This window comes from Geobacillus sp. FSL K6-0789 (assembly GCF_038593135.1).
Taxonomy (GTDB): Bacteria; Bacillota; Bacilli; order Bacillales; family Anoxybacillaceae; genus Geobacillus; species Geobacillus stearothermophilus.
Window position 1 is genome coordinate 58,331 of sequence record NZ_CP151966.1, and the last position, 24,299, is coordinate 82,629.

At 53.3% G+C, this 24,299-nt stretch carries 21 protein-coding genes and 2 tRNA genes; all 23 read left to right on the plus strand.

The window, feature by feature from the left end; all coding sequences use genetic code 11:
• The first annotated feature begins 24 nt into the window (after positions 1-24).
• The 23 genes from pth (at position 25) to pabB (ending at position 24,294) form a co-directional block, all read left to right on the plus strand.
• A complete protein-coding gene (pth, locus tag NSQ51_RS00290) occupies positions 25-585 on the plus strand; it encodes an aminoacyl-tRNA hydrolase (RefSeq protein WP_033014202.1) in 561 nt (186 codons plus the stop codon).
• 102 nt (positions 586-687) lie between these two features.
• A complete protein-coding gene (locus tag NSQ51_RS00295) occupies positions 688-918 on the plus strand; it encodes an anti-sigma-F factor Fin family protein (RefSeq protein ID WP_049624440.1) in 231 nt (76 codons plus the stop codon).
• 88 nt (positions 919-1,006) lie between these two features.
• Positions 1,007-4,540 carry a transcription-repair coupling factor gene (mfd, locus tag NSQ51_RS00300; RefSeq protein ID WP_049624441.1) on the plus strand — a complete coding sequence of 1,178 codons (3,534 nt, stop codon included), beginning with the start codon at positions 1,007-1,009 and terminating at the stop codon, positions 4,538-4,540.
• A gap of 227 nt (positions 4,541-4,767) precedes the next feature.
• Entirely contained in the window at positions 4,768-5,304 is a 537-nt protein-coding gene (spoVT, locus tag NSQ51_RS00305; protein ID WP_033014196.1) for a stage V sporulation protein T, read from the plus strand.
• A gap of 320 nt (positions 5,305-5,624) precedes the next feature.
• Complete coding sequence (locus NSQ51_RS00310; RefSeq protein ID WP_049624442.1) at positions 5,625-7,181, plus strand: polysaccharide biosynthesis protein; 1,557 nt, start codon at positions 5,625-5,627, stop codon at positions 7,179-7,181.
• A gap of 6 nt (positions 7,182-7,187) precedes the next feature.
• Positions 7,188-8,648, plus strand: a complete 1,461-nt coding sequence (gene mazG / locus NSQ51_RS00315) for a nucleoside triphosphate pyrophosphohydrolase (protein WP_033008979.1) — start codon at positions 7,188-7,190, stop codon at positions 8,646-8,648.
• 13 nt (positions 8,649-8,661) lie between these two features.
• Positions 8,662-8,943, plus strand: coding sequence for an RNA-binding S4 domain-containing protein (locus NSQ51_RS00320; RefSeq protein ID WP_033008978.1), 282 nt, complete (start codon positions 8,662-8,664; stop codon positions 8,941-8,943).
• A 362-nt stretch (positions 8,944-9,305) separates the two neighbouring features.
• The gene (yabP, locus tag NSQ51_RS00325; RefSeq protein WP_033008977.1) at positions 9,306-9,611 is read left to right on the plus strand and encodes a sporulation protein YabP; all 306 of its coding nucleotides are present in this window, start codon (positions 9,306-9,308) and stop codon (positions 9,609-9,611) included.
• Positions 9,608-10,240 carry a spore cortex biosynthesis protein YabQ gene (gene yabQ / locus NSQ51_RS00330; protein ID WP_049624443.1) on the plus strand — a complete coding sequence of 211 codons (633 nt, stop codon included), beginning with the start codon at positions 9,608-9,610 and terminating at the stop codon, positions 10,238-10,240. Before yabP ends, yabQ begins: the two co-directional genes overlap by 4 nt.
• A gap of 16 nt (positions 10,241-10,256) precedes the next feature.
• Positions 10,257-10,628, plus strand: a complete 372-nt coding sequence (locus NSQ51_RS00335; protein ID WP_121649987.1) for a septum formation initiator family protein — start codon at positions 10,257-10,259, stop codon at positions 10,626-10,628.
• A 118-nt stretch (positions 10,629-10,746) separates the two neighbouring features.
• On the plus strand, positions 10,747-11,142 hold the full coding sequence (locus NSQ51_RS00340) for a S1 domain-containing RNA-binding protein (RefSeq protein WP_049624445.1): 396 nt from the start codon (positions 10,747-10,749) through the stop codon (positions 11,140-11,142).
• A 167-nt stretch (positions 11,143-11,309) separates the two neighbouring features.
• Positions 11,310-11,386 (plus strand) — tRNA-Met (locus NSQ51_RS00345).
• A gap of 11 nt (positions 11,387-11,397) precedes the next feature.
• Positions 11,398-11,469 (plus strand) — tRNA-Glu (locus NSQ51_RS00350).
• Between the two features lie 204 nt (positions 11,470-11,673).
• The gene (gene spoIIE / locus NSQ51_RS00355) at positions 11,674-14,151 is read left to right on the plus strand and encodes a stage II sporulation protein E (RefSeq protein ID WP_049624446.1); all 2,478 of its coding nucleotides are present in this window, start codon (positions 11,674-11,676) and stop codon (positions 14,149-14,151) included.
• A 13-nt stretch (positions 14,152-14,164) separates the two neighbouring features.
• A complete protein-coding gene (locus tag NSQ51_RS00360; RefSeq protein WP_080706498.1) occupies positions 14,165-14,959 on the plus strand; it encodes a VWA domain-containing protein in 795 nt (264 codons plus the stop codon).
• Complete coding sequence (locus NSQ51_RS00365) at positions 14,922-15,905, plus strand: phosphotransferase (RefSeq protein WP_033014215.1); 984 nt, start codon at positions 14,922-14,924, stop codon at positions 15,903-15,905. The genes NSQ51_RS00360 and NSQ51_RS00365 overlap by 38 nt, the downstream gene beginning before the upstream one ends.
• A gap of 90 nt (positions 15,906-15,995) precedes the next feature.
• Entirely contained in the window at positions 15,996-17,390 is a 1,395-nt protein-coding gene (gene tilS, locus NSQ51_RS00370; protein WP_049624447.1) for a tRNA lysidine(34) synthetase TilS, read from the plus strand.
• An 11-nt stretch (positions 17,391-17,401) separates the two neighbouring features.
• Positions 17,402-17,947, plus strand: a complete 546-nt coding sequence (gene hpt, locus NSQ51_RS00375) for a hypoxanthine phosphoribosyltransferase (protein ID WP_012820458.1) — start codon at positions 17,402-17,404, stop codon at positions 17,945-17,947.
• A gap of 94 nt (positions 17,948-18,041) precedes the next feature.
• Complete coding sequence (gene ftsH / locus NSQ51_RS00380; RefSeq protein WP_049624448.1) at positions 18,042-19,940, plus strand: ATP-dependent zinc metalloprotease FtsH; 1,899 nt, start codon at positions 18,042-18,044, stop codon at positions 19,938-19,940.
• A 131-nt stretch (positions 19,941-20,071) separates the two neighbouring features.
• Positions 20,072-20,848: a type III pantothenate kinase gene (locus NSQ51_RS00385; RefSeq protein WP_033009019.1), complete on the plus strand. Its 777-nt coding sequence runs from the start codon at positions 20,072-20,074 to the stop codon at positions 20,846-20,848.
• A 14-nt stretch (positions 20,849-20,862) separates the two neighbouring features.
• Positions 20,863-21,741: an Hsp33 family molecular chaperone HslO gene (gene hslO / locus NSQ51_RS00390; protein ID WP_033014188.1), complete on the plus strand. Its 879-nt coding sequence runs from the start codon at positions 20,863-20,865 to the stop codon at positions 21,739-21,741.
• An 86-nt stretch (positions 21,742-21,827) separates the two neighbouring features.
• On the plus strand, positions 21,828-22,754 hold the full coding sequence (gene cysK / locus NSQ51_RS00395) for a cysteine synthase A (protein WP_047817631.1): 927 nt from the start codon (positions 21,828-21,830) through the stop codon (positions 22,752-22,754).
• Between the two features lie 118 nt (positions 22,755-22,872).
• Entirely contained in the window at positions 22,873-24,294 is a 1,422-nt protein-coding gene (pabB, locus tag NSQ51_RS00400) for an aminodeoxychorismate synthase, component I (protein WP_055358737.1), read from the plus strand.
• Positions 24,295-24,299 lie beyond the last annotated feature (5 nt).

A 24,299-nucleotide genomic window follows, 5' to 3' on the forward strand; every position in this document is an offset into this window, starting at 1 on the left:
CATGCATAGAGAGGGGCGCAACGATTGAAGCTGTTTGTCGGGCTTGGAAATCCGGGCAAGGAATACGAGCAAACGCGGCACAACATCGGTTTTTTCGTCATTGATGAGCTGGCCAAACGTTGGGACGTTTCGTTGAAAACCGCCAAGTTCCGCGGCCTGTTCGGAACGGCGTCCGTTTCCGGCGAAAAAGTGGCATTATGCAAACCGTTGACATATATGAATTTATCAGGGGAATGTGTTCGCCCGCTCATCGATTACTATGGCATCGCCATTGAAGATGTCATTGTCATTTACGATGACCTCGATCTTCCGCCAGGAAAAATCCGTCTTCGCTTGAAAGGGAGCTCCGGCGGTCACAACGGTGTCAAATCGCTTATCCATCACCTCGGCACCGAGCAGTTTAAGCGCATTCGCATCGGCATCGGCCGGCCGGCCAGCGGGCAGCCGGTGGCGGATTATGTGCTCAGCCGTTTTACGGAGGAGGAGAAGCCGGCGGTCGCTGAAGCGGTTTTGCGGGCTGCCGATGCGTGCGAACAGGCGGTGGCGGCGCCGTTTACCCAGGTGATGAACGAGTTTAACAAGTGAATATTTTCCTCCAAACTGGTGCACAATGTGAGTACGGAAGGCATGGGGCGCCGGCTCCATCCGCCCTGCGGACGGAACAGCCCAGTGAGGAGGTTTGCTTCGATGGCATTGCATTACTATTGCCGCCATTGCGGCGCCAGAGTCGGAACTATTGAACAGGTATCCGTCTATAGCGAAAAGCTCGGATTCCACCATTTAACGGAAGAGGAACGGCTTGATATGATTTCGTACAAGCCGAACGGGGATATTCACGTCAAAACCATTTGCGAAGACTGTCAAGAAGTGTTGGCGCGAAATCCGGAGTGGCATCAATACGAAAAATTTATCCATTAGGCGCAGCTTTGGGCGACCAAAGCATTTTTATGTTTTGGCTGAACGCGGAAAGAGAAAGAAACTAGCATTGAGAGGAGGGAGAATAGGGGTGCTTTCATTGCATCGCTATTTAGCTGAGAACCAAGATGTTCGCACCATCATAGAAGGAATCCACGCCCGCCTGAAAGAACAGCTTGTCGCCGGGCTGTCGGGGTCGGCCCGGTCTGTTTTTGTTTCCACGCTTTATAAGGAAACGGGACGCCCGTTGCTCGTAGTGGCTTACAACTTGTTTCAGGCGCAAAAAATGTATGATGACCTCGTTTCGCTGCTCGGTCCGGACGAGGTGTTTCTGTATTCCGTCGATGAAGTGATCGCCGCCGAAATGGCAGTCGCCAGTCCGGAGCTGAAGGCACAACGCCTCGAAATTATGAACCATTGGGTGCAAGGCGGGAAGGGGATCGTCGTCTGTCCGGTCGCCGGCCTGCGGCGCTTGCTGCCGCCGCCATCGCTTTGGAAACAGTATTTGTTCACGTTCACGGTTGGACAAGAGCTGGATCTCGAGCAGTATAAACAGCGGTTTGTCCAAATGGGATACAAGCGGGTGGCAACTGTTTCCGCCCCTGGGGAGTTCAGCATCCGCGGCGGCATCGTGGATATTTATCCGCTCACGGCCGAGCTCCCGTACCGGATCGAGCTGTTTGATACGGAAATCGAATCGATTCGCACGTTCACCCCCGATGATCAGCGCTCGCACGGGCAAGTAGAGAGCATCGCCATCAGCCCAGCCGACGAAATCATTCTCGACGAGGGGACGCGGCAGCGGGGGATTGAACGAATTGAAGCCGGTTTGGCGGCCAGCCTCGAAAAAATGAAGGATGACGCCGCCAAGCAGCGGATGTACGAACAGATCCATGCCGAATTGGAACAGTTGCGCGAGGGCCGGGAAATCGAGCAACAATATAAATATATGTCCCTTTTCTATGAGAACGTTTCAAGTTTGCTAGATTATATGCCGGAAGACGGCGTGCTGCTGATGGATGAAATGAGCCGGTTGCAGGAGACGGCGGAGCGGCTCGACCGCGAAGAAGCGGATTGGTATACAAGCCTGCTTGACAGCGGGAAAATCATTCATGATGTGCCCATTTCACACTCACTTTCTGAATTGTTGAAAAAACATCGATTCCAGCGGGTTTATTTGTCCTTGTTTTTGCGCCATGCGCCTTATACCCATCCGCAAAATGTCGTCAATATTACGTGCAAGCAAATGCAAAACTTCCACGGACAAATGGCGCTTCTCCAGTCTGAAGTCGAGCGTTGGAAGAAAGCGAATTACGCCGTCGTCTTTTTGGCGCCGGATGCCGAACGGGCAAAAAGGCTGCAGTCAGTTTTGGAAGATTATGGGGTCGATGCAGCGCCGCTTCCGCCTGAGGCCGCACTGCTTTACGGCAAATGCCAACTTCTCGAAGGCGATTTAAATACAGGATTTGAGCTGCCGCTGCAAAAGCTGGCTGTCATTACGGAAGAGGAACTGTTTAAGAAGCGAGCGAAACGCCCGGTGCGCCGGCAAAAGCTGTCCAACGCCGAGCGGATTAAAAGCTACGCTGAACTGCAAGTCGGCGATTACGTCGTCCATGTCAACCACGGCATCGGAAAATATTTAGGCATCGAGACGTTAGAAATCAATGGAGTGCATAAAGACTACATCCATATCCAATATCAAGGCGGCGACACGCTGTACGTCCCGGTCGACCAAATGGATCAAGTGCAAAAGTACGTCGGTTCGGAAGGAAAAGAGCCGAAAATTTATAAGCTTGGCGGCTCGGAATGGAAAAAAGTCAAAAAGAAAGTGGAATCGTCTGTTCAAGATATCGCGGAAGATTTGATCAAGTTGTATGCCGAGCGCGAGGCGAGCAAGGGGTACGCGTTTTCGCCGGACACGGAAATGCAGCGCGAATTTGAGGCCGCGTTTCCATATCAAGAGACGGAAGACCAGCTCCGGTCGATTGAAGAAATTAAGCGCGATATGGAAAGCGAAAAGCCGATGGACCGCCTCCTTTGCGGCGATGTCGGCTACGGGAAAACGGAAGTGGCGCTGCGCGCGGCGTTTAAAGCCATTATGGACGGCAAGCAAGTCGCTTTTCTTGTGCCGACGACGATTTTGGCTCAGCAGCATTACGAAACGGTTCGTGAGCGGTTTCAAGGATTTCCGATTAACGTCGGGCTGCTCAACCGGTTCCGCACGAAAAAACAGCAGGCGGAGACGATCAAAGGGTTGAAAGACGGCACAATCGATATGGTCATTGGCACGCACCGGCTGCTGTCGAAGGATGTCAAGTTTAAGGATTTAGGGTTGCTCATCATCGACGAGGAGCAGCGGTTTGGCGTGGCGCATAAAGAAAAAATCAAGCAGCTGAAAGCGAATATCGACGTGCTCACCTTAACGGCGACGCCGATTCCGCGGACGCTTCATATGTCGATGATCGGCGTGCGCGATTTATCGATCATCGAGACGCCGCCGGAAAACCGGTTCCCGGTGCAGACGTATGTCATGGAATATACGCCGGAGCTTGTCAAAGAGGCGATTGAACGTGAGCTCGCCCGCGATGGGCAAGTGTTTTTCCTCTACAACCATATTGAAGACATCGACTTGAAAGCGGAAGAAATCGCCCAGCTTGTCCCGGAAGCACGCGTCACGTTCGCGCACGGGCGGATGTCAGAAACCGAACTTGAATCAACGATTTTAGCGTTTTTGGAAGGACAATATGACGTGCTCGTGACGACGACGATTATTGAGACAGGCGTCGATATTCCAAACGTCAATACACTCATCGTGTACGATGCCGACCGGATGGGGCTGTCGCAGCTGTACCAGCTGCGCGGGCGCGTCGGCCGTTCGAACCGCGTTGCCTACGCGTATTTCACCTACCGGAAAGACAAAGTGCTGAATGAAACGGCGGAAAAACGGCTGCAAGCCATTAAAGAGTTCACCGAGCTTGGCTCCGGCTTTAAAATCGCCATGCGTGACTTGTCGATCCGTGGCGCCGGCAATATTCTCGGCGCTGAACAGCACGGCTTTATCGACTCGGTCGGATTTGACTTATATTCGCAAATGTTGAAAGAGGCGATCGAAAAACGGCGCGGCTTGAAACGAGAAGACGAGCGGCCGGAAGTGACGATCGACGTGGAAGTCGACGCCTACATTCCGGATGCCTACATTTCCGATGGGCTGCAAAAAATCGAGATGTACAAGCGGTTTAAAGCGGTCGAGACGCTCGAAGATGTTGAAGCGCTGCGCGAAGAGATGGTGGACCGCTTCGGCGATTATCCGGATGCCGTCGCCTATTTGCTACAGATTGCCGAGATCAAAGTGCTGGCGAAACAGCTCGGTGTTGAATCGATTAAGCAACATAAGCAGCAAGTTGACATTCTATTCACTGAAGAAGCGTCGAAAACGGTGGAGATTCAGCGCTTGTCCGGCGTCGGCCGGCAGTACGGGCGCCTGTTTGGGTTTGGCATGGAGGGGGTGAAGCTGAAAATTGTGCTTTACATTAAGCAAATGAAAGCGCACGAGTGGCTGGCGATTTTATATGAGACGTTGAGGGAATTGTCCGGAGTGAAAAACGAAAAGTCGATCATCGCCTAGCTATAAAGAAAAAATGAGGCGTTATGTTCATTTTATACGTTTACGGTTTTGCTGATGTGGCGATAGTGAAGGATGGGCAATTTTACTAAAATGGCCAAAATCACTTTCATCGTGCATAGAACGTGGATTGTGAAGGATACTAATGACAACAATGGTGAATTCCCCATTACAACAGGGTTCATCGGAGTATCCTTCAAATCCTAGATGAAAGTGAGGGTATACAAGGCATGAAAGCAACCGGTATTGTTCGTCGGATTGACGACTTAGGCAGGGTTGTAATTCCGAAGGAAATTCGCAGAACATTACGCATTCGCGAAGGAGATCCGCTCGAAATATTTGTCGATCGCGATGGAGAGGTCATTTTGAAAAAATATTCGCCGATCAGTGAGCTCGGCGACTTTGCCAAGGAGTACGCCGAGGCGCTGTTTGACAGCCTCGGACAGCCGGTGCTCATTTGCGACCGCGACGTATTTATTGCCGTTGCCGGTGTTTCGAAAAAAGAATACATGAACAAAAGCGTCAGCCCGTTAGTGGAGAGAGCCATGGAAGATCGCAACTCCGTTCTCCATACGGAGGAGGGCGAGGTCGAGCTGGTCGACGGGATGACGGAAACGTTGAAGTCGTATACGATCGGCCCGATTGTGGCCAACGGCGATCCGATTGGAGCCGTCATCATTTTATCGCGCGAGAAAACGCTCGGCGAAGTTGAACATAAAGCAGTGGAAACAGCGGCCAGCTTTTTGGCCCGGCAAATGGAACAATAAATGGAACGCAAAAAGAGGGTGTCCCAAAAGATCGGGACACCCTTTTTGATCGGGCCGCACATTTATCGTTGATGGGAGAAGGTCGGGATCTTTTCCTTTCTGCTTTGTCTGCAATGGGGTTGCTATGTTGGTTGGTCCGTTCCCGTTCCGCTGGACTGAGGCCATGGCCGATGGGCGGCTCCCGCTTTTGTCTCATCGCCTGCATTGCGCTATAATATCGAGCGTAGCCGTTTGTTGCGGTAATGTTGACGGTTTGTGCGGCCAGTGCTCTTGATGGACTGTTCGCCATCTGGCGCCATACAAGCGGGAGGAGAAGGGGCATGGGAAACGTATGGAAAGGTGCAGCTGCCTTGACTGCTGCCACTTTGCTTACGAAGCTGTTAAGCGCGCTCTACCGCATCCCGTATCAAAATATGGTCGGGGATGTCGGTTTTTATATTTACCAACAAGTTTACCCCATTTATGGAATCGTTGTCGCGCTGTCGCTGACCGGTTACCCGGTTGCCATTTCGAAGCTCATCGCTGAGCGGCTGGCGGCGCGGGACGAGGCGGGAGCGGCCGCTGTCGGCCGCATCGCGCTGCTGCTGTTGGGCGGGGCGGGAGCGGTGTTGTTTGCCGTGTTATATATAGGAGCCGGCGCCATTTCGTTATGGATGGGCGACAGGCAGCTTGAAGGGTTGGTGCGGGTGCTTTCATTTTCATGCTTATTCTTTCCGCTCATTGCGGTGTTGCGCGGCGTTTTTCAAGGGCGCCATGACATGGCGCCGACGGCAGTGTCCCAAGTCGGCGAGCAGACGGTGCGTGTGACGGCGATTTTAGGGTTGTCTTATTGGGCGATCAAGCGCGGCGCTGACGCCTATGCGTGCGGCATGGCTGCGGTCGGCGGGACGTTGGCGGGCATGGCGGCCGCGCTTCTCATCTTGCTCTTTTATCTGGTCCGGCGCGGACGGCAAAAACCGGCCGGGCATACGCCGCCCGGCTCGGTGCGACAGGCGGGATGGCATTTGCTTACAGTTGGAACGGTCATTTGTTTCACCAACATGGTGTTGACGCTTGTTCCGCTCGTCGACTCGTTTTTGTTCGTCCCGCTTCTCCAAGAAACCGGGCTGGAGTTGAATGAGGTGAAAGAGTTAAAAGGGGTGTACGACCGCGGCCAGCCGCTGATTCAGCTTGGCACGGCTGTCGGCACATCGCTTTCATTGGCGCTTGTTCCGTTCGTTTCCGGCATGCGGCGCGGGCGGGAGCCGTCCTTTCTGCACAGCATGTTGCCGATCCGGTTCGCCGCGGTCATCGGCGTCGGCGCTTCATCGGGGCTCATTTGCCTCATTCGCCCGATCAACACCATGCTGTTTGAAAACGACCGCGGTTCGTTGGTCCTTGCCGTCTTGTCCGCTTCTGTCTTTTTTGCGACGATGGCGTTGACTGCCTCCGCTTTATTGCAAGGAATGGGGAAAGAGTGGACAGCGGCGGCCGGCGTGGCGGCGGCTTTGGCAGGGAAAATCGTCCTTATGCGCTGGCTTGTGCCGTCGTTCGGCGCCCTTGGCGCCGCCTTGGCGACAACAGGGGCTTATGCGCTTATGGCAGGCTTCTTATACGTGCGTTTGCCGCGTGAATACCGGTCAGCGCGCGCGCGAGTATGCATATATCCAATTGTGAAGGCGGCTGTCGCCATGATGGCGGTGCTGAAGTTGTATACATGGTTAATGGACGCTTCAGGCGGGGGACGCCTATGGGCGTCCGCCGAGGCGCTTGGCGGCGTCGTTCTCGGCGCGGCTGTCTATATCGCATGCATCGTGAGGGGGAGTGTATTTTCCGAACAAGAGTTGTCCGCTCTCCCGTTCGTTCACAAATTTCATTTACGATTAGGAAGCAGGTGATCAGCGGTGAATACGATTTATATTTTCGGCCTTGGCGCCGGGGATGTGGAGCAGCTGACGGTCGGCGTGTATCGAAAGCTAAAAAAGGCGCATCCGCTTTTTTTGCGGACGAAGGAGCATCCGGCGGCCGAAGGGCTTCAAGAAGAGGGCATCGCGTTTACATCGTTTGATGATGTTTACGAAAAGCATGAGCAATTTGCTGATGTATATGAAGAAATTGCCGGCACTCTCATCGAGCAGGCAAAACACGGGGATGTGTTTTACGCTGTCCCTGGCCATCCGCTTGTCGCCGAACGGACGGTGCAGCTGTTGTTGGAAGCGGAGCAACGCGGCGATTGCCGGGTGGTCATCGAGGGCGGGCAAAGCTTTTTAGATGCGTTGTTTACAGCGGTGCGCATTGATCCAATCGAGGGGTTCCAGCTGTTGGATGCGACCGCTTTCCAAGGGGACGAATGGTCGCCATCGCTGCATGCTGTCTTTTGCCAAGTGTACGACCCGTTCGTCGCTTCGAATGTGAAACTGTCGCTGATGGAACAGCTTCCGGACGACTATCCGGTCTATATTGTGACCGCGGCCGGGACGAAGAGCGAACAAGTGAAGCAAGTGCCGCTCTATGAATTGGACCGTCAGGCGGCGCTTGACAATTTAACGAGCGTCTATGTGCCGCCGGTCAAGGATGAGCCGCTGCTATACCATCGGTTTGAAACGTTGCGCCGCGTCATCGCGACGTTGAGAGGGCCGCACGGCTGCCCGTGGGACCGGAAGCAGACGCATGCGTCGCTGAAGCGGTACTTGCTTGAAGAGGCGTATGAGTTGCTTGAAGCCATTGACGATGATGACGATGACCATATGGTCGAAGAGCTCGGTGACGTGCTGCTGCAAGTGATGCTCCATGCCCAGATCGGCGCTGACCGTGGGATGTTTTCGATTGATGACGTCATCCGGACATTGACTGCGAAGATGATTCGCCGCCATCCGCACGTATTTGGCGATGCGACGGCTGAAACAGCTGAGCAAGTTACAGCGAACTGGGAAAAAATTAAGGAGAAGGAAAAAGGGACCGGCCGGCCAGCGTCGATTTTAGCGGATGTTCCAAAAAGCCTGCCGGGGACGATGCGGGCGTATGAGCTGCAGAAAAAAGCAGCAAACGTCGGCTTTGACTGGGACGATGCCGCTCCCATTTGGGAAAAGGTAGAGGAAGAAATGGCGGAGTTCCGGGCTGAAGCTTCGGGCGGCCGCCGCGCGGCGCTCGTCAGCGAGTTCGGCGACGTATTGTTTGCGCTTATCAACCTTGCCCGCTATTATGATATTCAGCCCGAAGAAGCATTGCAGATGGCGAACGACAAATTCGCCCGCCGCTTCGCCTACATTGAGGAGCAAGTGCGAAAAAGCGGCCGACCGATCACATCGTTCTCGCTCGCTGAGCTCGACCGCTTTTGGGAAGAAGCAAAAGAAAACGAACAGTAAGGGGGGAAAGGGCATGCGCCTTGATAAATTTTTAAAAGTATCCCGCCTCATTAAACGCCGCACATTGGCAAAAGAAGTCGCCGACCAAGGCCGGGTGTGGATCAACGGCCACGTCGCGAAGGCAAGTTCAGATGTAAAAATCGGCGATGAACTGACGATTCAGTTCGGGCAAAAACGGGTAACGGTAAAAGTGACTAGTGTAAAAGAAACGGTGAAAAAAGAAGAGGCAGCCGAAATGTACGAGCTCGTTCGCGAGGAACGGACGGCCCCTGATCCGGATCAAGGCGGCGTTTAACGGATTTCCGAAAGACGTCTCCTGTCTCAGGGAGCGCGAAGGGCGAAGCCTAGTGAATAGGGGGAAGTGAATTTCGGCCGGCAATCGCCAATTGAATATCATTCGGTTCTTGTTCGAACGGGCGCCTTCGGAACGAAGGGAAGCGTCAAGGATTCCTGTGCAGGGCTGCCGTTCAGCGGAGCACGCACAAGGCGCTGGAAGCCCCTGCCTCTAAGTGAAGCGCAGGCGGTGGGGGTTCACTTTGTCCTTAAGGCTTGTTCTAAACGATCCCCCGCTGACATACATATGGTACAGACAGCGGATGAGAAACAACGGGCGGCCTAGCCGGCTTTCATTCTAAATCGGAAATGCGGGGGATGAACATGAACCGACATGAGGAATTTGGCGGAAACACGAACAAAGGCCCGGTCCAAGAACACGACGTGATCATGCGCGGCCGGCGCCTCCTTGACATTACCGGGGTCAAACAAGTGGAAAGCTTTGACAATGAGGAGTTTTTGCTTGAGACGGTCATGGGTTTTTTGGCGATCCGCGGGCAGAATTTGCAAATGAAAAACTTAGATGTCGACAAAGGCGTCGTTTCGATTAAAGGGCGCATTTTTGACCTCGTTTACTTAGACGATCATCAGGAGAAGGCTAAAGGATTCTTTAGCAAGTTGTTCAAATGACCATCACCACACAGTTCCTCACCATGCTCGCGATGATTGGCATGGGGGGCTGGCTCGGCATGGCGCTGGACACGTACAATCGGTTTCTCAACCGGCGTGAACGGGCGCACTGGCTCGTTTTCGTGAACGATGTACTGTTTTGGGCGGTGCAGGCGCTTCTCGTATTTTATGTGTTGCTGCTCGTCAACAATGGCGAGCTTCGCTTTTATCTGTTTTTGGCGCTGTTGTGCGGCTATGCCGCCTATCAAAGCCTGCTCCGTTCGTTGTACGTTCGGGTGCTGGAATGGCTCATTCAGCTGGCGGTCAGAACCGGAAACATCATCGCCCAGCTGTTCCGTTACATCGTGATCCGCCCGCTCGTTCTTCTCGGGCAAATGGCGCTTGCGCTTCTTTTGTTTGCCTGGCGGCTTGTGATATGGATGGGACGATTTTTGTTGCTTGCGGTTTGGAAAGCCGTTGTTCTTCTGTTTGCCCCGTTTCGTTGGACGGGCATCGCCGTTTGGCGGCGGATTCCGCCGTCCCGCCGGGCCTGGGTGGAAAAATTTTTTCGCCGTTTGAAGGGATTTGCTGGACAAATCAAGAATACACAAGAGAAAATAGGCATGTGGCTGGCGAAATGGCGAAAGTAAAAGAGGTGCAAAGGCAATGAACATGCCCAGGAGAACAAACGTGACGAAGCTGGCATCGACGTATGCGGCCGAGCAGGAGGAGAAACAGCGGAGGGCGTCGCGAAGACGGCGAATTTTGGCCATCCGTTTTGCCTTTTGGTCGTTGCTGTTGGCCGTGGTCGCCTCCGTCCTTGTCTATGCTTTGCACCTGCATGCAAAGACGGTTGATGCGAAAAGGGCGGAAAAAGAAAGGTTGACCAAACAGCTTGCGGAACTGAAACGCCAGAAAAAGCAGATGAAAGAGGAAATGAAAAGGCTGCATGATGATGACTACATCGCTGAGCTGGCGCGAAAAAAATATTATTTGTCAAAGGATGGGGAAATTATTTTTGTGTTGCCCGAAAAGTAACAAATCCCTCCAATGCCCGTTCAATACGGGCATTCGTCATATTGACACTTATTTTTTTTATTCGCTATAATGAAATCAACACCATCTTTAAAGCGTTTTAAGGAGGAGCACTTTTTTTATGTCGATTGAAGTAGGCAGCAAGTTACAAGGCAAAGTCACAGGCATTACGAAATTCGGGGCGTTTGTGGAGCTGCCGGAAGGTGTGACAGGACTCGTTCATATCAGCGAGGTAGCCGATAACTACGTCAAAGATATCAACGACCATTTGAAAGTCGGCGACACGGTGTATGTCAAAGTCATTAACGTCGGCCAAGACGGAAAGATCGGCTTGTCCATTCGCAAAGCAAAGGATACGCCTTCTTCGCAGCGGCCGCGCCGGGCGCATGACCGCTCTGCGGCTGACAGCTTAGAGCAAAAAATCAGCCGTTTCCTGAAAGAGAGTGAAGACCGATTGGCGTCGTTGCGCCGCCATACCGAATCGAAGCGGGGAGGTCGTGGATCGAGACGCGGGTAACTTGCTGCTGAATGAATGCCGGAAAGATGACGAATAGGGGGACAACAAAGCATCCATGGTCATGGATGCTTCTTTGTTGGGTTTGGCGAAAGAAAGGATGTATTTTCCGGAACGATACATATTGACAATCGGTATGGGCTCCAGTATTATATTAAATGTTGCCACACGGCGGTGTAGCTCAGCTGGCTAGAGCGTACGGTTCATACCCGTGAGGTCGGGGGTTCGATCCCCTCCACCGCCACCAAAATTCAATATGGCCCGTTGGTCAAGTGGTTAAGACACCGCCCTTTCACGGCGGTAACACGGGTTCGAATCCCGTACGGGTCATCATCATTGACGAACGAGCATGCGCCATGAAGCGACATGCTCGTTTTTCGTTTTTGTCTGCTTCTGTCGGAACAAAAACGTTGCCTGCACATTGTCGGGAAAAACGTCGAACGATTTTTTATTTTTCTCCGTTGTTTTGACAAATTTTTGGCAATTTCAAATATATAATAGGGGGTAATAGAAAAGCAAAGGAGAGGATCGGGAATGGAAAGAGTAGAAAGAGGGACGTTGCGCCGTATTTCGGAAGTGCCGATTCATGACACGCAAGCGACCGTATCGCGTTGGATACGCCATGTGAAGCTGCGCCTTGGCCACTTGTTCGTCCATCAAGGATTTTTGCTTCTTCTCGTCGGCTTTTTGCTTGGACGAGCACTCATTTTGGCGAAGCTGACCCCGTTTGCGCTGCCGTTTTTCGTTTCCGTCTATATGTTGCGCCGTGACAAGGCGGCCTTTGCTTTGATTGCCCTAATGGCCGGCGCATTGACACTGTCGTTCGATGTTTTGCTGTTTGTCGGCGTTTCCATTTTCGGCTTTCTCTTTATTTACGGATGGGTGCGCAGGGTGATCAGCGAATCGTTAAAAATCGTCCCGTTCGTCGTCTTTGCGGTCTCATTGGCAGCGAAATGGCTGATCTCCTACTACTGGGTCGGGGAGCGGACGGTTTACGGGACGGCCATGGCGGTTGTCGAAGCCGGGCTTTCGCTTGTGCTTACACTGATTTTTATGCAAAGCATCCCTTTGCTGACGGTCCGGAAACACAAACATGCCTTGCGGGCTGAGGAAATCATTTCATTGATTATTTTGCTTGCCTCGATGTTGACAGGGATGATCGGTTGGTCGGCGTATGGCTTGTCGCTTGAGCATGTGATGTCGCGTTATCTCGTGCTGCTGTTCGCATTTGTCGCCGGGGCGGCGACCGGTTCGACTGTCGGAGTGGTCACCGGCCTCATTTTGAGCTTAGCGAACGTCGGCAACTTGTTGGAAATGAGCTTGCTTGCCTTCGCTGGGCTGCTCGGTGGGCTGCTTAAAGAAGGGCGAAAGCTTGGGGTCGCGTTCGGGCTTATCGTCGCGACGTTGTTAATGGGTTTATACGGGAATGGAAAGGCGGAGCTTGTGCCGACGTTGCTTGAATCAGGCATCGCCATTGTGCTGTTTTTGTTCACGGCCCACTCCTTGACAGAGAAAATCGCCAAATACATTCCGGGTACGGCCGAATATATCAATGAGCAGCAACAATACGTCCGCAAAATTCGCGACGTGACCGCCCAGCGCGTTTCACAGTTTTCGAACGTCTTCCAAGCATTGGCGGAAAGTTTTTCACCCGAACCATTGTCAGATGACAGTGAACATCAGGAGCGCGAAGAAGACTACTTTCTTGGCGATATTACGGGGCAAACGTGCCAAACGTGTTTCAAAAAGGCCCAGTGCTGGGTGACAAACTTTAGTACAACCTATGCGTATATGAAGCGAATGATGCATGAAGCCGAAGAAAAAACATTGGCGCACAACCATCAGCTGCTGCGCGAATGGGAGCGCCATTGCGTAAAAGCAGGCAAGGTCGTTGACGCGATGGAAAAGGAGATGGTCATTTATCAGGCGAATCGCAAACTCAAACAGCAAATTTATGAAAGCCGAAAACTCGTCGCCGAGCAGTTGCTGGGCATTTCCCAGGTGATGGACGATTTCGCCAAAGAAATGCAAAAGGAACAGGAAAACCATTATTTGCAGGAAGAGCAAATTTACCACGCTTTGCAAGAGTTTGGCATTGAAATCGGCCACGTCGATATTTACAGTTTGGAAAAGGGAAATATCGATATTGAAATGAGCATTCCGTATTGCGATGGGCGCGGCGAGTGCGAAAAACTGATCGCGCCGATGCTGTCGGACATTTTAGGGGAAACAATTGTTGTCAAGCGTGAAGAGTGCGCCGCTTACCCGAACGGCTACTGCCGTGTTGCCTTTGGTTCAACCAAAGCGTTTGTCGTGGAAACGGGAGTCGCGTTTGCGGCTAAAGGGGGCGAGCTCATTTCCGGCGACAGCTATGCGACGATTGAGCTTGGCACCGGCAAATATGCGGTTGCCGTCAGCGACGGCATGGGCAACGGCGAACGGGCGCACTACGAAAGCCGCGAGACGCTGCGCCTGCTGCAAAAAATTTTGCAGACAGGGATGGACGAATCGATTGCCATTAAATCGATCAATTCGATCCTGGCGCTGCGGACGACAGAGGACATGTATGCGACGCTCGATTTGGCCATCATCGACTTGCAAAACGCCGCGACAAAGTTTTTGAAAATCGGGTCGATGCCGAGTTTCATCAAGCGGGGCAACAAAGTGATCAAGGTAGAGGCGAGCAACTTGCCGATGGGGATCCTTAAAGAGGTCGAATTTGATGTCGTCAGCGAACAGTTAAAATCGGGCGACTTGCTCATCATGATGAGCGATGGGGTGTTTGAAGGGCCGATGAACGTAGAGAACCATGATGTATGGATGAAGCGAAAAATTCAAGAGTTAAAAACGAACGACCCGCAGGAAGTCGCTGATTTGATCATAGAAGAAGTGATCCGCCAATGCGGCGGGGAAATTGAAGACGATATGACGGTCGTTGTCGCGAAAGTGCGGCACAACACGCCAAAATGGGCGACGATTCCCGCGTATATGTATATGAAAAAGGCGCAGTAATGCGCGTATAAAAATGTTCCCTGGCGGCGATGATGGTAATACTTATTCGCCAAGGAGGGGAACGAACATGCGGAAAGGAACGTTGCGGCAAATTTTGTTGATTACGGACGGCTGCTCAAACCATGGCGAGGACCCGGCTGCGATGGCGGCATTGGCTCGCGAACAAGGCATTACAGTGAACGTAATCGGCGTGTTGGATCAAGACACGATTGACGAAAACGGACGGCGGGAAATTGAAGCGATCGCTGCCGCCGGCGGCGGCATGAGCCAAATCGTGTACGCGAAACAGCTGTCGCAGACGGTGCAAATGGTGACGCGCCAGGCGATGACGCAGACGCTGCAAGGGCTCGTCAATCGCGAGTTGAAACAAATCTTTGGTTCTGACGTTTCGCTTGAGGACTTGCCGCCGGACAAGCGCGGCCAAGTGATGGAAGTCGTCGATGAACTTGGGGAAACGGCCGCACTTGATGTGCTCATCTTAATCGATACGAGCGGAAGCATGAAGACGAAACTGCCGATGGTCAAAGAGGCGCTCCTTGACTTGTCGCTCAGTTTAAACGCGCGCATGGGCGAAAATCGCTTTTCTGTGTTTATTTTCCCGGGCAAACGGAATTACGCTGAGAAAATGATGGATTGGACGCCGAAAATTGAAGAGCTGTCCACCATCTTTCCAAAGCTTTCATCAGGCGGGCTGACGCCGACCGGACCGGCGTTGCGTGAAGCGATGGCCTATTTCGGCCGCAATCGGTCGCTAAGGAGTTGGATTCATGATGGCGATGAGCCATACATCGAAGGATCGTCTTGGTAATCTTCCGCCCGGCACGGTCATCACTGGCAAATGGCACGGCCATTCGTACCGGTTGCTGCGTCGGCTCGGCAGCGGGGCGAACGGCGTCGTCTATCTGGCGGAGAGCGGCCGCCGCCGCGTTGCGCTGAAACTGAGCGACGACTATGCGTCGCTAGCCTCGGAAATGAATATATTGCGCCGTTTTGCCAAGGTCCAGGGAGCCGCCCTCGGGCCTTCTTTGCTGGAAGCCGATGATTGGCAAAGCCCGTTTGCCCGGAGGGTGGTTCCGTTTTATGCCATGGAGTACATTGAAGGGGAGCAGTTCTCCGCTTTCGTCCGCCGGCGCGGAAAAGAATGGGCGCCGGTGCTGCTTATGCAGCTTTTGTCTGTGCTCGGACGGCTTCATGAAGAAGGATGGGTATTCGGTGATTTGAAGCCGGACAATTTGATCGTCACCGGGCCGCCGCCGTCCGTCCGACTGTTGGATGTCGGGGGGACGACGATGCAGGGGCGGGCGATCAAAGAGTTTACCGAGCTGTATGACCGCGGCTATTGGGGGCTCGGGTCGCGCAAAGCAGAGCCGTCGTACGATTTGTTTGCGGCGGCGATGGTGATGATTGCCGCCTGTTATCCGGGGCCGCTCGAGAAAAAAGGGAACGGGAGGGCGCAACTTTTGTCCATCATTGAAACGGATCGTTTTTTAGCCCAATATAAAGAAGTTTTGCAAAATGCGCTTGACGGCCGGTATGCGAAGGCCGAGGACATGCGCCGCGACTTATTGGCTGCCTCTTCCCGCCGCGTGGCGGCACACTATGAGGTCAAGACAGCAGCGGCCGCACCGAACCGCCGGTCGGGGCGGCGGGCCGCCAAGCGCCGCAAAACGGGCAGGGTTGCCGAAACGGTGCTGATCGCTGTTTTGCTGCTTGGCGCGTACGGTTTTTATATATACTGGCATCTGTCGATGTAACCTAGTAAAATAATAAAGAAACGGAAGTTTTGAGAAAATGGGGCGGTCGTGTTACGATGAAGCTAAAAGAGGGTAAAGAGGGTTTCGGCGATGATGGATAAAGTGCGCGCCTTTATTGACAGGCACGGACTGCTTTCAAAAGGGGCGACAGTCATTGTCGGCGTTTCCGGGGGCCCCGACTCGCTTGCTCTGCTGCACGTGTTTCTTTCGCTTCGCGATGAGTGGAAGCTTCGCCTTGTAGCGGCTCATGTCGACCATATGTTTCGCGGGCGGGAATCGGAAGAGGAGATGGAGTTTGTGAAACATTTTTGCGCCGAACACCGTATTTTATGTGAGACGGCGCAAATCGACGTTCCTGCTTTCCAGCGCCGCACGGGCCTTGGCGCCCAAGAGGCGGCGCGCAACTGTCGATACCGCTTTTTTGCCGAACTGGTGAAAAAACATCAAGCCCAGTATGTCGCTGTCGGCCATCACGGCGATGACCAAGTCGAGACGATTTTAATGCGGCTTGTGCGCGGCAGCACAGGAAAAGGATATGCCGGTATCCCCGTCAAGCGGCCGTTTCACGGCGGGTATCTCATCCGCCCGTTTTTAGCCGTCAGCCGGGCGGACATCGAGGAGTATTGCGAAAAGGCAGGGCTCGCCCCGCGCCGCGACCCAAGTAACGAAAAAGACGACTACACGCGCAACCGGTTCCGCCGCTATATTATTCCGTTGCTGAAACAGGAAAATCCGCGCTTGCATGAGCGATTTCAACAATATAGTGAAATGATGGCGGAAGATGAGCAGTTCTTGGAGGAATTGGCAATCGACGCGCTGAATAAAGTAATGGAAAAACAATATAATGAAGTTGTGTTGCATCTCCGCCCGTTTCTCGCATTGCCTCGGCCGTTGCAGCGTCGGGTGTTGCAGCTTTTGCTGCTTCGCCTTTACGACGCCGTTCCGGCGGCGTTGACTTTTGTACATATCGGTCATATACTGATGCTTTGCGAACGCGCCCACCCTTCCGGACAAATTGATTTGCCAAAAGGGCTCAAAGCGATCCGCTCGTATGACCGCTGTTTGTTTACGTTTGGCGTCCAAAGCGGCGCTCCAAGCTATCAGCTTGACTTGCCGGTTCCAGCGCTATTGCCCCTCCCAACCGGTGGTGCAATCGTGAGTGAATTTAGGGAACACTATCCGAAGGGACGGCTGGGAAACGATTCGTTTGTGGTTGACCCCGATGCGGTGTCCCTTCCGCTTCGCGTGCGGACGCGCCGCGAGGGCGACCGGATGGTGCTGAAAGGGACGGGAGGCACGAAAAAAATTAAAGAGATTTTCATTGAAGCCAAAGTTCCGCGGACGGAAAGGGATGGCTGGCCGATCGTCGAAGATGCCGACGGCCGCATTCTCTGGGTGCCAGGGCTGAAAAAATCGGCTTTTGAAGCCGAAGACCGCGGGCAAGCCCGTTATATCCTGCTCCATTATGAGGCGATGAACAGCTAGGAGGAAAAAAGATGGGAATGAAAGACGATATTCAAAAAGTGTTGATCACTGAGGAGGAAATTCAGGCGAAAGTCAAAGAACTCGGCGGCTTGTTGACGAAAGAGTATGAGGGGCGTTTTCCGCTCGCCGTCGGCGTCCTCAAAGGGGCGATGCCGTTTATGGCCGATTTGCTCAAACATATCGATACATACTTGGAAATGGATTTTATGGATGTGTCAAGCTACGGCAATGCGACTGTTTCATCCGGTGAAGTGAAAATTGTCAAAGACTTAAATACATCGGTTGAGGGCCGCGACATTTTGATCATTGAAGACATTATCGACAGCGGATTGACGCTCAGTTATTTGGTGGATTTGTTCCGCTACCGGAAAGCGAATTCGATTAAAATCGTCACCCTCCTTGACAAGCCGTCGGGCCGGAAGGCGGATATTCAGGCTGATTACACTGGATTTACCGTCCCCGACGAATTCGTTGTCGGCTATGGCCTCGATTATGCTGAAAAATACCGCAACCTCCCGTTTATCGGCGTCTTAAAGCCAGAAGTGTACCAAAAGTGAAGCGATTGTCGTGCACCGGCCGAATTGTTTGTATTTAAGCAAATTTCTATGCTAGTATTGAGTATAGTGTGTTTCATATGGGAGGAGGCAAGAAATGAACCGGATTTTCCGCAACACCATCTTTTATTTGCTGATTTTCCTCGTCGTGATCGGCGTCGTCAGCTTTTTTAACGGCACGAACCAGCGGACTGAGCCGATGACGTACGATGCGTTTATCACTCATCTGGAAAACGGGGACGTTAAGTCGTTTTCTATTAAGCCGGAGCGCGGCGTATATGAAATCAAAGGCCAGTTGAAAACATATAGCGAAGGGCAGTACTTTTCCACCTACGTCATGAACAGTGACAAAGTGCTTGACCGCATCGATGCGGCGGCGGCGCGGACGCGGGTGGAAGTCGTGCCTGCGGATGAAACGAGCGGATGGGTGACGTTTTTCACTTCCATCATCCCATTTGTTATTATTTTTATTTTGTTCTTCTTCCTTTTGAACCAGGCACAGGGCGGCGGCAGCCGGGTGATGAATTTCGGCAAAAGCCGGGCGCGGCTGTATACGGATGACAAGCGGAAGGTCCGTTTTCGCGATGTGGCTGGAGCGGACGAGGAAAAAGAAGAGCTCGTGGAAATTGTTGAGTTTTTGAAAGATCCGCGCAAATTCGCCGAACTCGGCGCCCGCATTCCAAAAGGGGTGTTGCTTGTCGGGCCGCCGGGGACCGGGAAAACGTTGTTGGCGCGCGCGGTTGCCGGGGAAGCGGGCGTGCCGTTTTTCTCGATCAGCGGGTCGGATTTCGTAGAAATGTTCGTTGGGGTTGGCGCTTCGCGCGTGCGCGACTTGTTTGAAACAGCGAAAAAGAACGCACCGTGCATCATTTTCATCGACGAGATTGACGCCGTCGGCCGCCAGCGCGGCGCCGGCCTTGGCGGCGGCCACGATGAGAGGGAGCAGACGCTCAACCAGCTGCTTGTGGAAATGGACGGTTTTAACGGCAATGAAGGCATCATCATTATTGCGGCAACAAACCGGCCGGACATTTTAGACCCGGCGCTGTTGCGCCCGGGCCGCTTCGACCGGCAGATTACCGTCGACCGGCCGGATGTGAAAGGGCGCGAAGCGGTGTTGCGCGTGCATGCCCGCAACAAGCCGCTCGATGAGTCGGTTGATTTGAAGGCGATCGCCATGCGCACGCCGGGATTTTCCGGCGCCGATTTGGAAAACTTGTTGAACGAAGCGGCGCTCGTTGCAGCGCGCCGCAACAAAAAGAAAATCGACATGAGCGACATCGACGAGGCGACCGACCGCGTCATTGCCGGACCGGCGAAAAAAAGCCGCGTCATTTCGGAAAAAGAGCGGCGGATCGTCGCGTTTCACGAAGCTGGGCATACGGTCATCGGCATGGTGCTTGCCGACGCGGAAATGGTGCATAAAGTGACGATCGTTCCGCGCGGCCAAGCCGGAGGCTATGCGGTCATGCTGCCGAAAGAAGACCGGTACTTTATGACGAAAGCCGAATTAATGGATAAAATCACCGGCCTGCTCGGCGGGCGCGTCGCCGAGGAAATCGTGTTCAACGAAGTGAGCACGGGGGCCCACAACGATTTTCAGCGGGCGACAAACATCGCGCGCCGGATGGTGACGGAGTTCGGCATGAGCGAAAAGCTTGGTCCGCTGCAATTCGGCCAACCGAGCGGGCAAGTGTTTTTAGGACGCGACTTGCATAATGAGCAAAATTACAGCGATAAAATTGCTTACGAAATTGACTTGGAAATCCAGCGCATCATTAAAGAGTGCTACGAAAAGGCGAAGCAGATTTTAACGCAGCACCGTGACAAACTGGATCTAATCGCCACAACGCTGTTGGAAGTCGAAACGCTTGATGCGGAACAAATTAAACATTTATTTGAGCACGGCACGCTGCCGCCCGACCGCAAAGGCCGCGATGAAGCAGGCAAGGGCGACATCGACGTGAAAATCAATATTCAAAAGAAAGAGGAGTAATCGATGTCTCTATTCAGAGGCATCTTTTTTTTAGCCGCGGCCCCGTAGGTTGGCGCTGTTTTTTCCGCGGGAAAATCAAGTATGATATGATAGAGAAAGGAACTTATTGAAGAAAAGTGGGGAATGAGGCCATGATTTTTGTGTTGGACGTCGGCAACACCAATACCGTGTTGGGGGTTTATGACGGCGATGAATTAAAACACCATTGGCGCATCGAGACGAGCCGGGCGAAAACGGAAGACGAGTATGGCATGACCATCAAGGCGCTCTTGAGCCATGTCGGCTTGCAGTTTTCCGACATCCGCGGCATCATCATTTCTTCGGTTGTGCCGCCGATTATGTTTGCCCTTGAACGCATGTGCTTAAAATATTTCCACGTAAAGCCGCTCGTTGTCGGACCGGGCATTAAAACCGGGCTGGACATTAAATACGATAATCCGCGCGAAGTGGGCGCCGACCGGATCGTCAATGCGGTCGCGGGCATCCATTTGTACGGCAGCCCGCTCATTATTGTCGATTTTGGCACGGCGACCACGTATTGTTATATTAACGAACATAAACAATATATGGGAGGGGCTATTGCCCCGGGAATTATGATTTCGACGGAGGCGCTGTTTGCGCGGGCAGCAAAATTGCCGCGCATTGAAATCGCCCGTCCGGACGATATCATCGGCAAAAATACAGTCAGCGCCATGCAGGCCGGCATTTTATACGGATATGTTGGACAAGTGGAAGGCATCGTGTCGCGCATGAAGGCGAAAAGCAAAGTTCCGCCGAAAGTCATCGCCACTGGCGGCCTTGCGCCTCTCATTGCCGGCGAATCGGACGTGATCGATGTCGTGGATCCGTTTTTGACGCTGACAGGCTTAAAATTGTTGTACGAGAAAAACACCGAGAAAAAAGGATGAAGGGTTTGGTGAAGATGGGAGATTACTTAGTCAAAGCGCTCGCCTATGACGGACAGGTGAGGGCGTATGCGGCAAGGACGACGGAGACGGTGGCGGAAGCGCAGCGCCGCCATCAAACGTGGCCGACCGCCTCGGCGGCGCTCGGACGGGCGCTGACGGCCGGCGTTATGATGGGAGCAATGTTAAAAGGGGATGAAACGTTGACCATCAAAATTGATGGCGGCGGGCCGATCGGCACGATTTTAATCGACAGCAATGCCAAAGGGGAAGTGCGCGGCTATGTGACCAATCCGCACGTGCATTTCGAGCTGAATGAACACGGGAAACTCGATGTCGCGCGGGCGGTCGGCAAAAACGGGATGCTGACGGTCGTCAAAGACCTCGGGCTGCGCGACTTTTTCACCGGTCAAGTGCCGATCATCTCGGGGGAGCTCGGTGAGGATTTCACCTATTATTTCGCTTCTTCCGAGCAAATCCCGTCGTCCGTCGGCGTCGGCGTGCTCGTCAACCCCGATTACACGATCCGGGCCGCGGGAGGGTTTATCATTCAATTGATGCCTGGAACGGAAGAACAAACGATCAGCCGCATTGAGGAGCGGTTGAAACAAATTCCGCCTGTGTCGCGCATGATTGAAAACGGCCTAACACCGGAGCAAATATTGGAACAATTAGGCGGCGGCGTTCGGGTGTTGGAGACGATGCCGGTGTCATTTGTCTGCCGCTGTTCGCGCGAGCGGATCGCGGATGCGCTCATCAGCCTGGGGCCAGGGGAGATTCAAGATATCATCGACAAGGAAGGGCAGGCGGAAGCGTCATGCCATTTTTGCAATGAAACATACCATTTTGCGAAAGAAGAACTCGAACAGCTGAAGCAACTTGCCGAAAAACGGTGAAAACGCGAAAATGATTGACAATTTCACCAATAGCTGATACATTGGAGATAAATTCGATAAAATTAATCGGGATTAGGGGTGGAACCATGGCACGCACAGTCAATTCTGTAACGGAACTGATCGGCGATACACCAGCCGTGAAACTAAATCGTATCGTCGATGAGGACAGCGCTGATGTTTATGTAAAATTGGAGTTCATGAACCCGGGCAGCAGCGTCAAAGACCGGATTGCATTGGCGATGATTGAGGCGGCGGAAAAAGAAGGAAAACTGAAGCCAGGCGATACGATCGTCGAACCGACAAGCGGCAACACCGGAATCGGGCTGGCAATGGTCGCGGCGGCGAAAGGATACAAAGCAGTATTGGTCATGCCGGATACGATGAGCTTAGAGCGCCGCAACCTGTTGCGGGCGTATGGAGCTGAGCTGGTGCTCACGCCGGGCGCTCAAGGAATGCGTGGTGCGATCGAAAAAGCGGAAGAGCTCGTTCGCGAGCATGGCTATTTTATGCCGCAGCAATTCAAAAACGAAGCCAACCCGGAAATTCATCGTTTGACAACGGGCAAAGAAATCGTCGAACAAATGGGCGACCAGCTTGACGCGTTTGTGGCCGGCATCGGGACGGGCGGAACGATCACAGGCGCCGGCAAAGTGTTGCGTGAAGCGTATCCAAACATTAAAATTTATGCGGTTGAGCCGGCTGATTCGCCGGTCTTGTCGGGCGGCAAACCGGGCCCGCATAAAATTCAAGGAATCGGAGCCGGATTTATCCCGGATATTTTGGATACAAGCATTTACGATGAAGTCATTACCGTCACAACCGACGAAGCGTTTGCGGCTGCCCGCCGCGCCGCCCGCGAAGAAGGCATCCTTGGCGGCATTTCGTCCGGCGCTGCCATTCATGCGGCATTGAAGGTGGCGAAAGAGCTCGGCAAAGGAAAAAAAGTGCTTGCCATCATCCCGAGCAATGGGGAGCGCTATTTGAGCACGCCGCTTTACCAATTCGAAGACTAAGCAGCTTTACTTTCGGCAGGGGTGACCCTGTCGAACTTTTTTATGTTTATGGGTGATATGAGCGCCGACTCATTGTACAATAAGGATAATGATGAGCGTCGTAAAGGGGTTGGCTGTGATGAAACAAAGACGAAGGCGGCTGAAGCGGACCATTCATTACAGCGGGCGGGATTGGTTTTATCAGTATGAGCAACTGGCATACGGCCGGCGGCACCACGTGTTGCTGGAGAGCGGACAAGGGGGAAGATACAGCATCATCGGCCTCAATCCGAGCGGGATCATTCGTGCCGCCGGGCATCAGCTGTCCATTATCTATCGTGGAAAAGAAACGGTGCTGAACGGGCCACCGCTCGAGTTGCTGCAGCAATGGTTTTCACAACGTGTGGCGCCGGGGGAGGGGGAGCCGCTCCCGTGCCAAGGCGGGTTGGTCGGCTATATCAGCTATGACGCCGCTCGTTATATCGAACGGCTTCCATCGCTGGCTGTAGATGATTTGCAGCTACCGTCTATGCAGTTTTTTGTATTTGACGATGTGGCGATTTACGATCATCAAACCGATCGCCTTCATTTGCTCGCTTATGCAGATGAAGGGGAAGAAGGAGAAGCGGAGCGGCGGTTGGAGATGTATGAACGGCTGTGGCTTGAAGAGCGAAGCAGCCCGCCGGTTTGGCCGTCCGTTGTCTCATCGGCTTGTCCATCGGTTTCCATGACAAAGGAGCAGTTTATGGAAGCGGTCCGCCGCGTTCAACATTATATTGCAGCGGGCGATGTGTTCCAAGTTAATTTGTCGGTGCGCCAGTCCCGTCCGCTGTTGACCCACCCGTTCGCTGTGTACAAACAACTGCGGACCATTAACCCGTCGCCGTACATGGCGTATGTGCATACCCCTGAATGTCAAATTGTCAGCGGTTCGCCGGAGCTGCTCGTCCGCAAGCAGGGAGAACGGCTGGAAACACGCCCGATAGCCGGAACCCGCTCGCGCGGACGCACGGAAGCGGAAGACGGGCAAATCGCCCGCAAACTGCTAGCCAGCGAAAAAGAGCGGGCCGAGCACGCCATGCTCGTTGATCTTGAGCGGAATGACCTTGGGCGTGTCTGTGTCTATGGGACGGTGCGTGTCGATGAGTGGATGACGGTGGAAAAGTATTCGCATGTGATGCATATTGTTTCCCACGTATCCGGCATCATGGCTCCGGAACATGATGCGTTTTCTGTTATTCGTGCGATGTTTCCCGGCGGAACGATCACCGGCGCTCCGAAAGTGCGGACGATGGAAATCATCGAAGAATTGGAGCCGGTTCGCCGCGGTTTGTACACCGGTTCGATCGGCTGGATCGATTTTCAAGGGAATATGGAGCTAAACATCGCCATCCGCACGATGGTTGTGAAAAACGGGCTGGCCCATGTGCAAGCAGGCTCAGGCATTGTCATCGATTCCAACCCGGAGCACGAGTACAAAGAATGTTTGAAAAAAGCCGCTGCCCTCTGGAAAGCGAAAGAGCTGAGCGAAGCAGAGACTTTATTTCAGAGCATGAGGTGAGAAGG

Excerpts from the sequence above, each read along its gene's own strand:
- spoVT (WP_033014196.1), top strand. The coding sequence starts at position 4,768 with ATGAAAGCAACCGGTATTGTTCGTCGGATTGACGACTTAGGCAGGGTT.
- yabP (WP_033008977.1), top strand. The coding sequence starts at position 9,306 with ATGAACCGACATGAGGAATTTGGCGGAAACACGAACAAAGGCCCGGTC.
- NSQ51_RS00385 (WP_033009019.1), top strand. The coding sequence starts at position 20,072 with ATGATTTTTGTGTTGGACGTCGGCAACACCAATACCGTGTTGGGGGTT.
- NSQ51_RS00335 (WP_121649987.1), top strand. The coding sequence starts at position 10,257 with ATGAACATGCCCAGGAGAACAAACGTGACGAAGCTGGCATCGACGTAT.
- cysK (WP_047817631.1), top strand. The coding sequence starts at position 21,828 with ATGGCACGCACAGTCAATTCTGTAACGGAACTGATCGGCGATACACCA.
- hslO (WP_033014188.1), top strand. The coding sequence starts at position 20,863 with ATGGGAGATTACTTAGTCAAAGCGCTCGCCTATGACGGACAGGTGAGG.
- NSQ51_RS00365 (WP_033014215.1), top strand. The coding sequence starts at position 14,922 with ATGGCGATGAGCCATACATCGAAGGATCGTCTTGGTAATCTTCCGCCC.
- NSQ51_RS00360 (WP_080706498.1), top strand. The coding sequence starts at position 14,165 with ATGTTCCCTGGCGGCGATGATGGTAATACTTATTCGCCAAGGAGGGGA.
- tilS (WP_049624447.1), top strand. The coding sequence starts at position 15,996 with ATGATGGATAAAGTGCGCGCCTTTATTGACAGGCACGGACTGCTTTCA.
- hpt (WP_012820458.1), top strand. The coding sequence starts at position 17,402 with ATGGGAATGAAAGACGATATTCAAAAAGTGTTGATCACTGAGGAGGAA.
- NSQ51_RS00310 (WP_049624442.1), top strand. The coding sequence starts at position 5,625 with ATGGGAAACGTATGGAAAGGTGCAGCTGCCTTGACTGCTGCCACTTTG.
- spoIIE (WP_049624446.1), top strand. The coding sequence starts at position 11,674 with ATGGAAAGAGTAGAAAGAGGGACGTTGCGCCGTATTTCGGAAGTGCCG.
- pabB (WP_055358737.1), top strand. The coding sequence starts at position 22,873 with ATGAAACAAAGACGAAGGCGGCTGAAGCGGACCATTCATTACAGCGGG.
- ftsH (WP_049624448.1), top strand. The coding sequence starts at position 18,042 with ATGAACCGGATTTTCCGCAACACCATCTTTTATTTGCTGATTTTCCTC.
- NSQ51_RS00340 (WP_049624445.1), top strand. The coding sequence starts at position 10,747 with ATGTCGATTGAAGTAGGCAGCAAGTTACAAGGCAAAGTCACAGGCATT.
- yabQ (WP_049624443.1), top strand. The coding sequence starts at position 9,608 with ATGACCATCACCACACAGTTCCTCACCATGCTCGCGATGATTGGCATG.
- NSQ51_RS00320 (WP_033008978.1), top strand. The coding sequence starts at position 8,662 with ATGCGCCTTGATAAATTTTTAAAAGTATCCCGCCTCATTAAACGCCGC.
- NSQ51_RS00295 (WP_049624440.1), top strand. The coding sequence starts at position 688 with ATGGCATTGCATTACTATTGCCGCCATTGCGGCGCCAGAGTCGGAACT.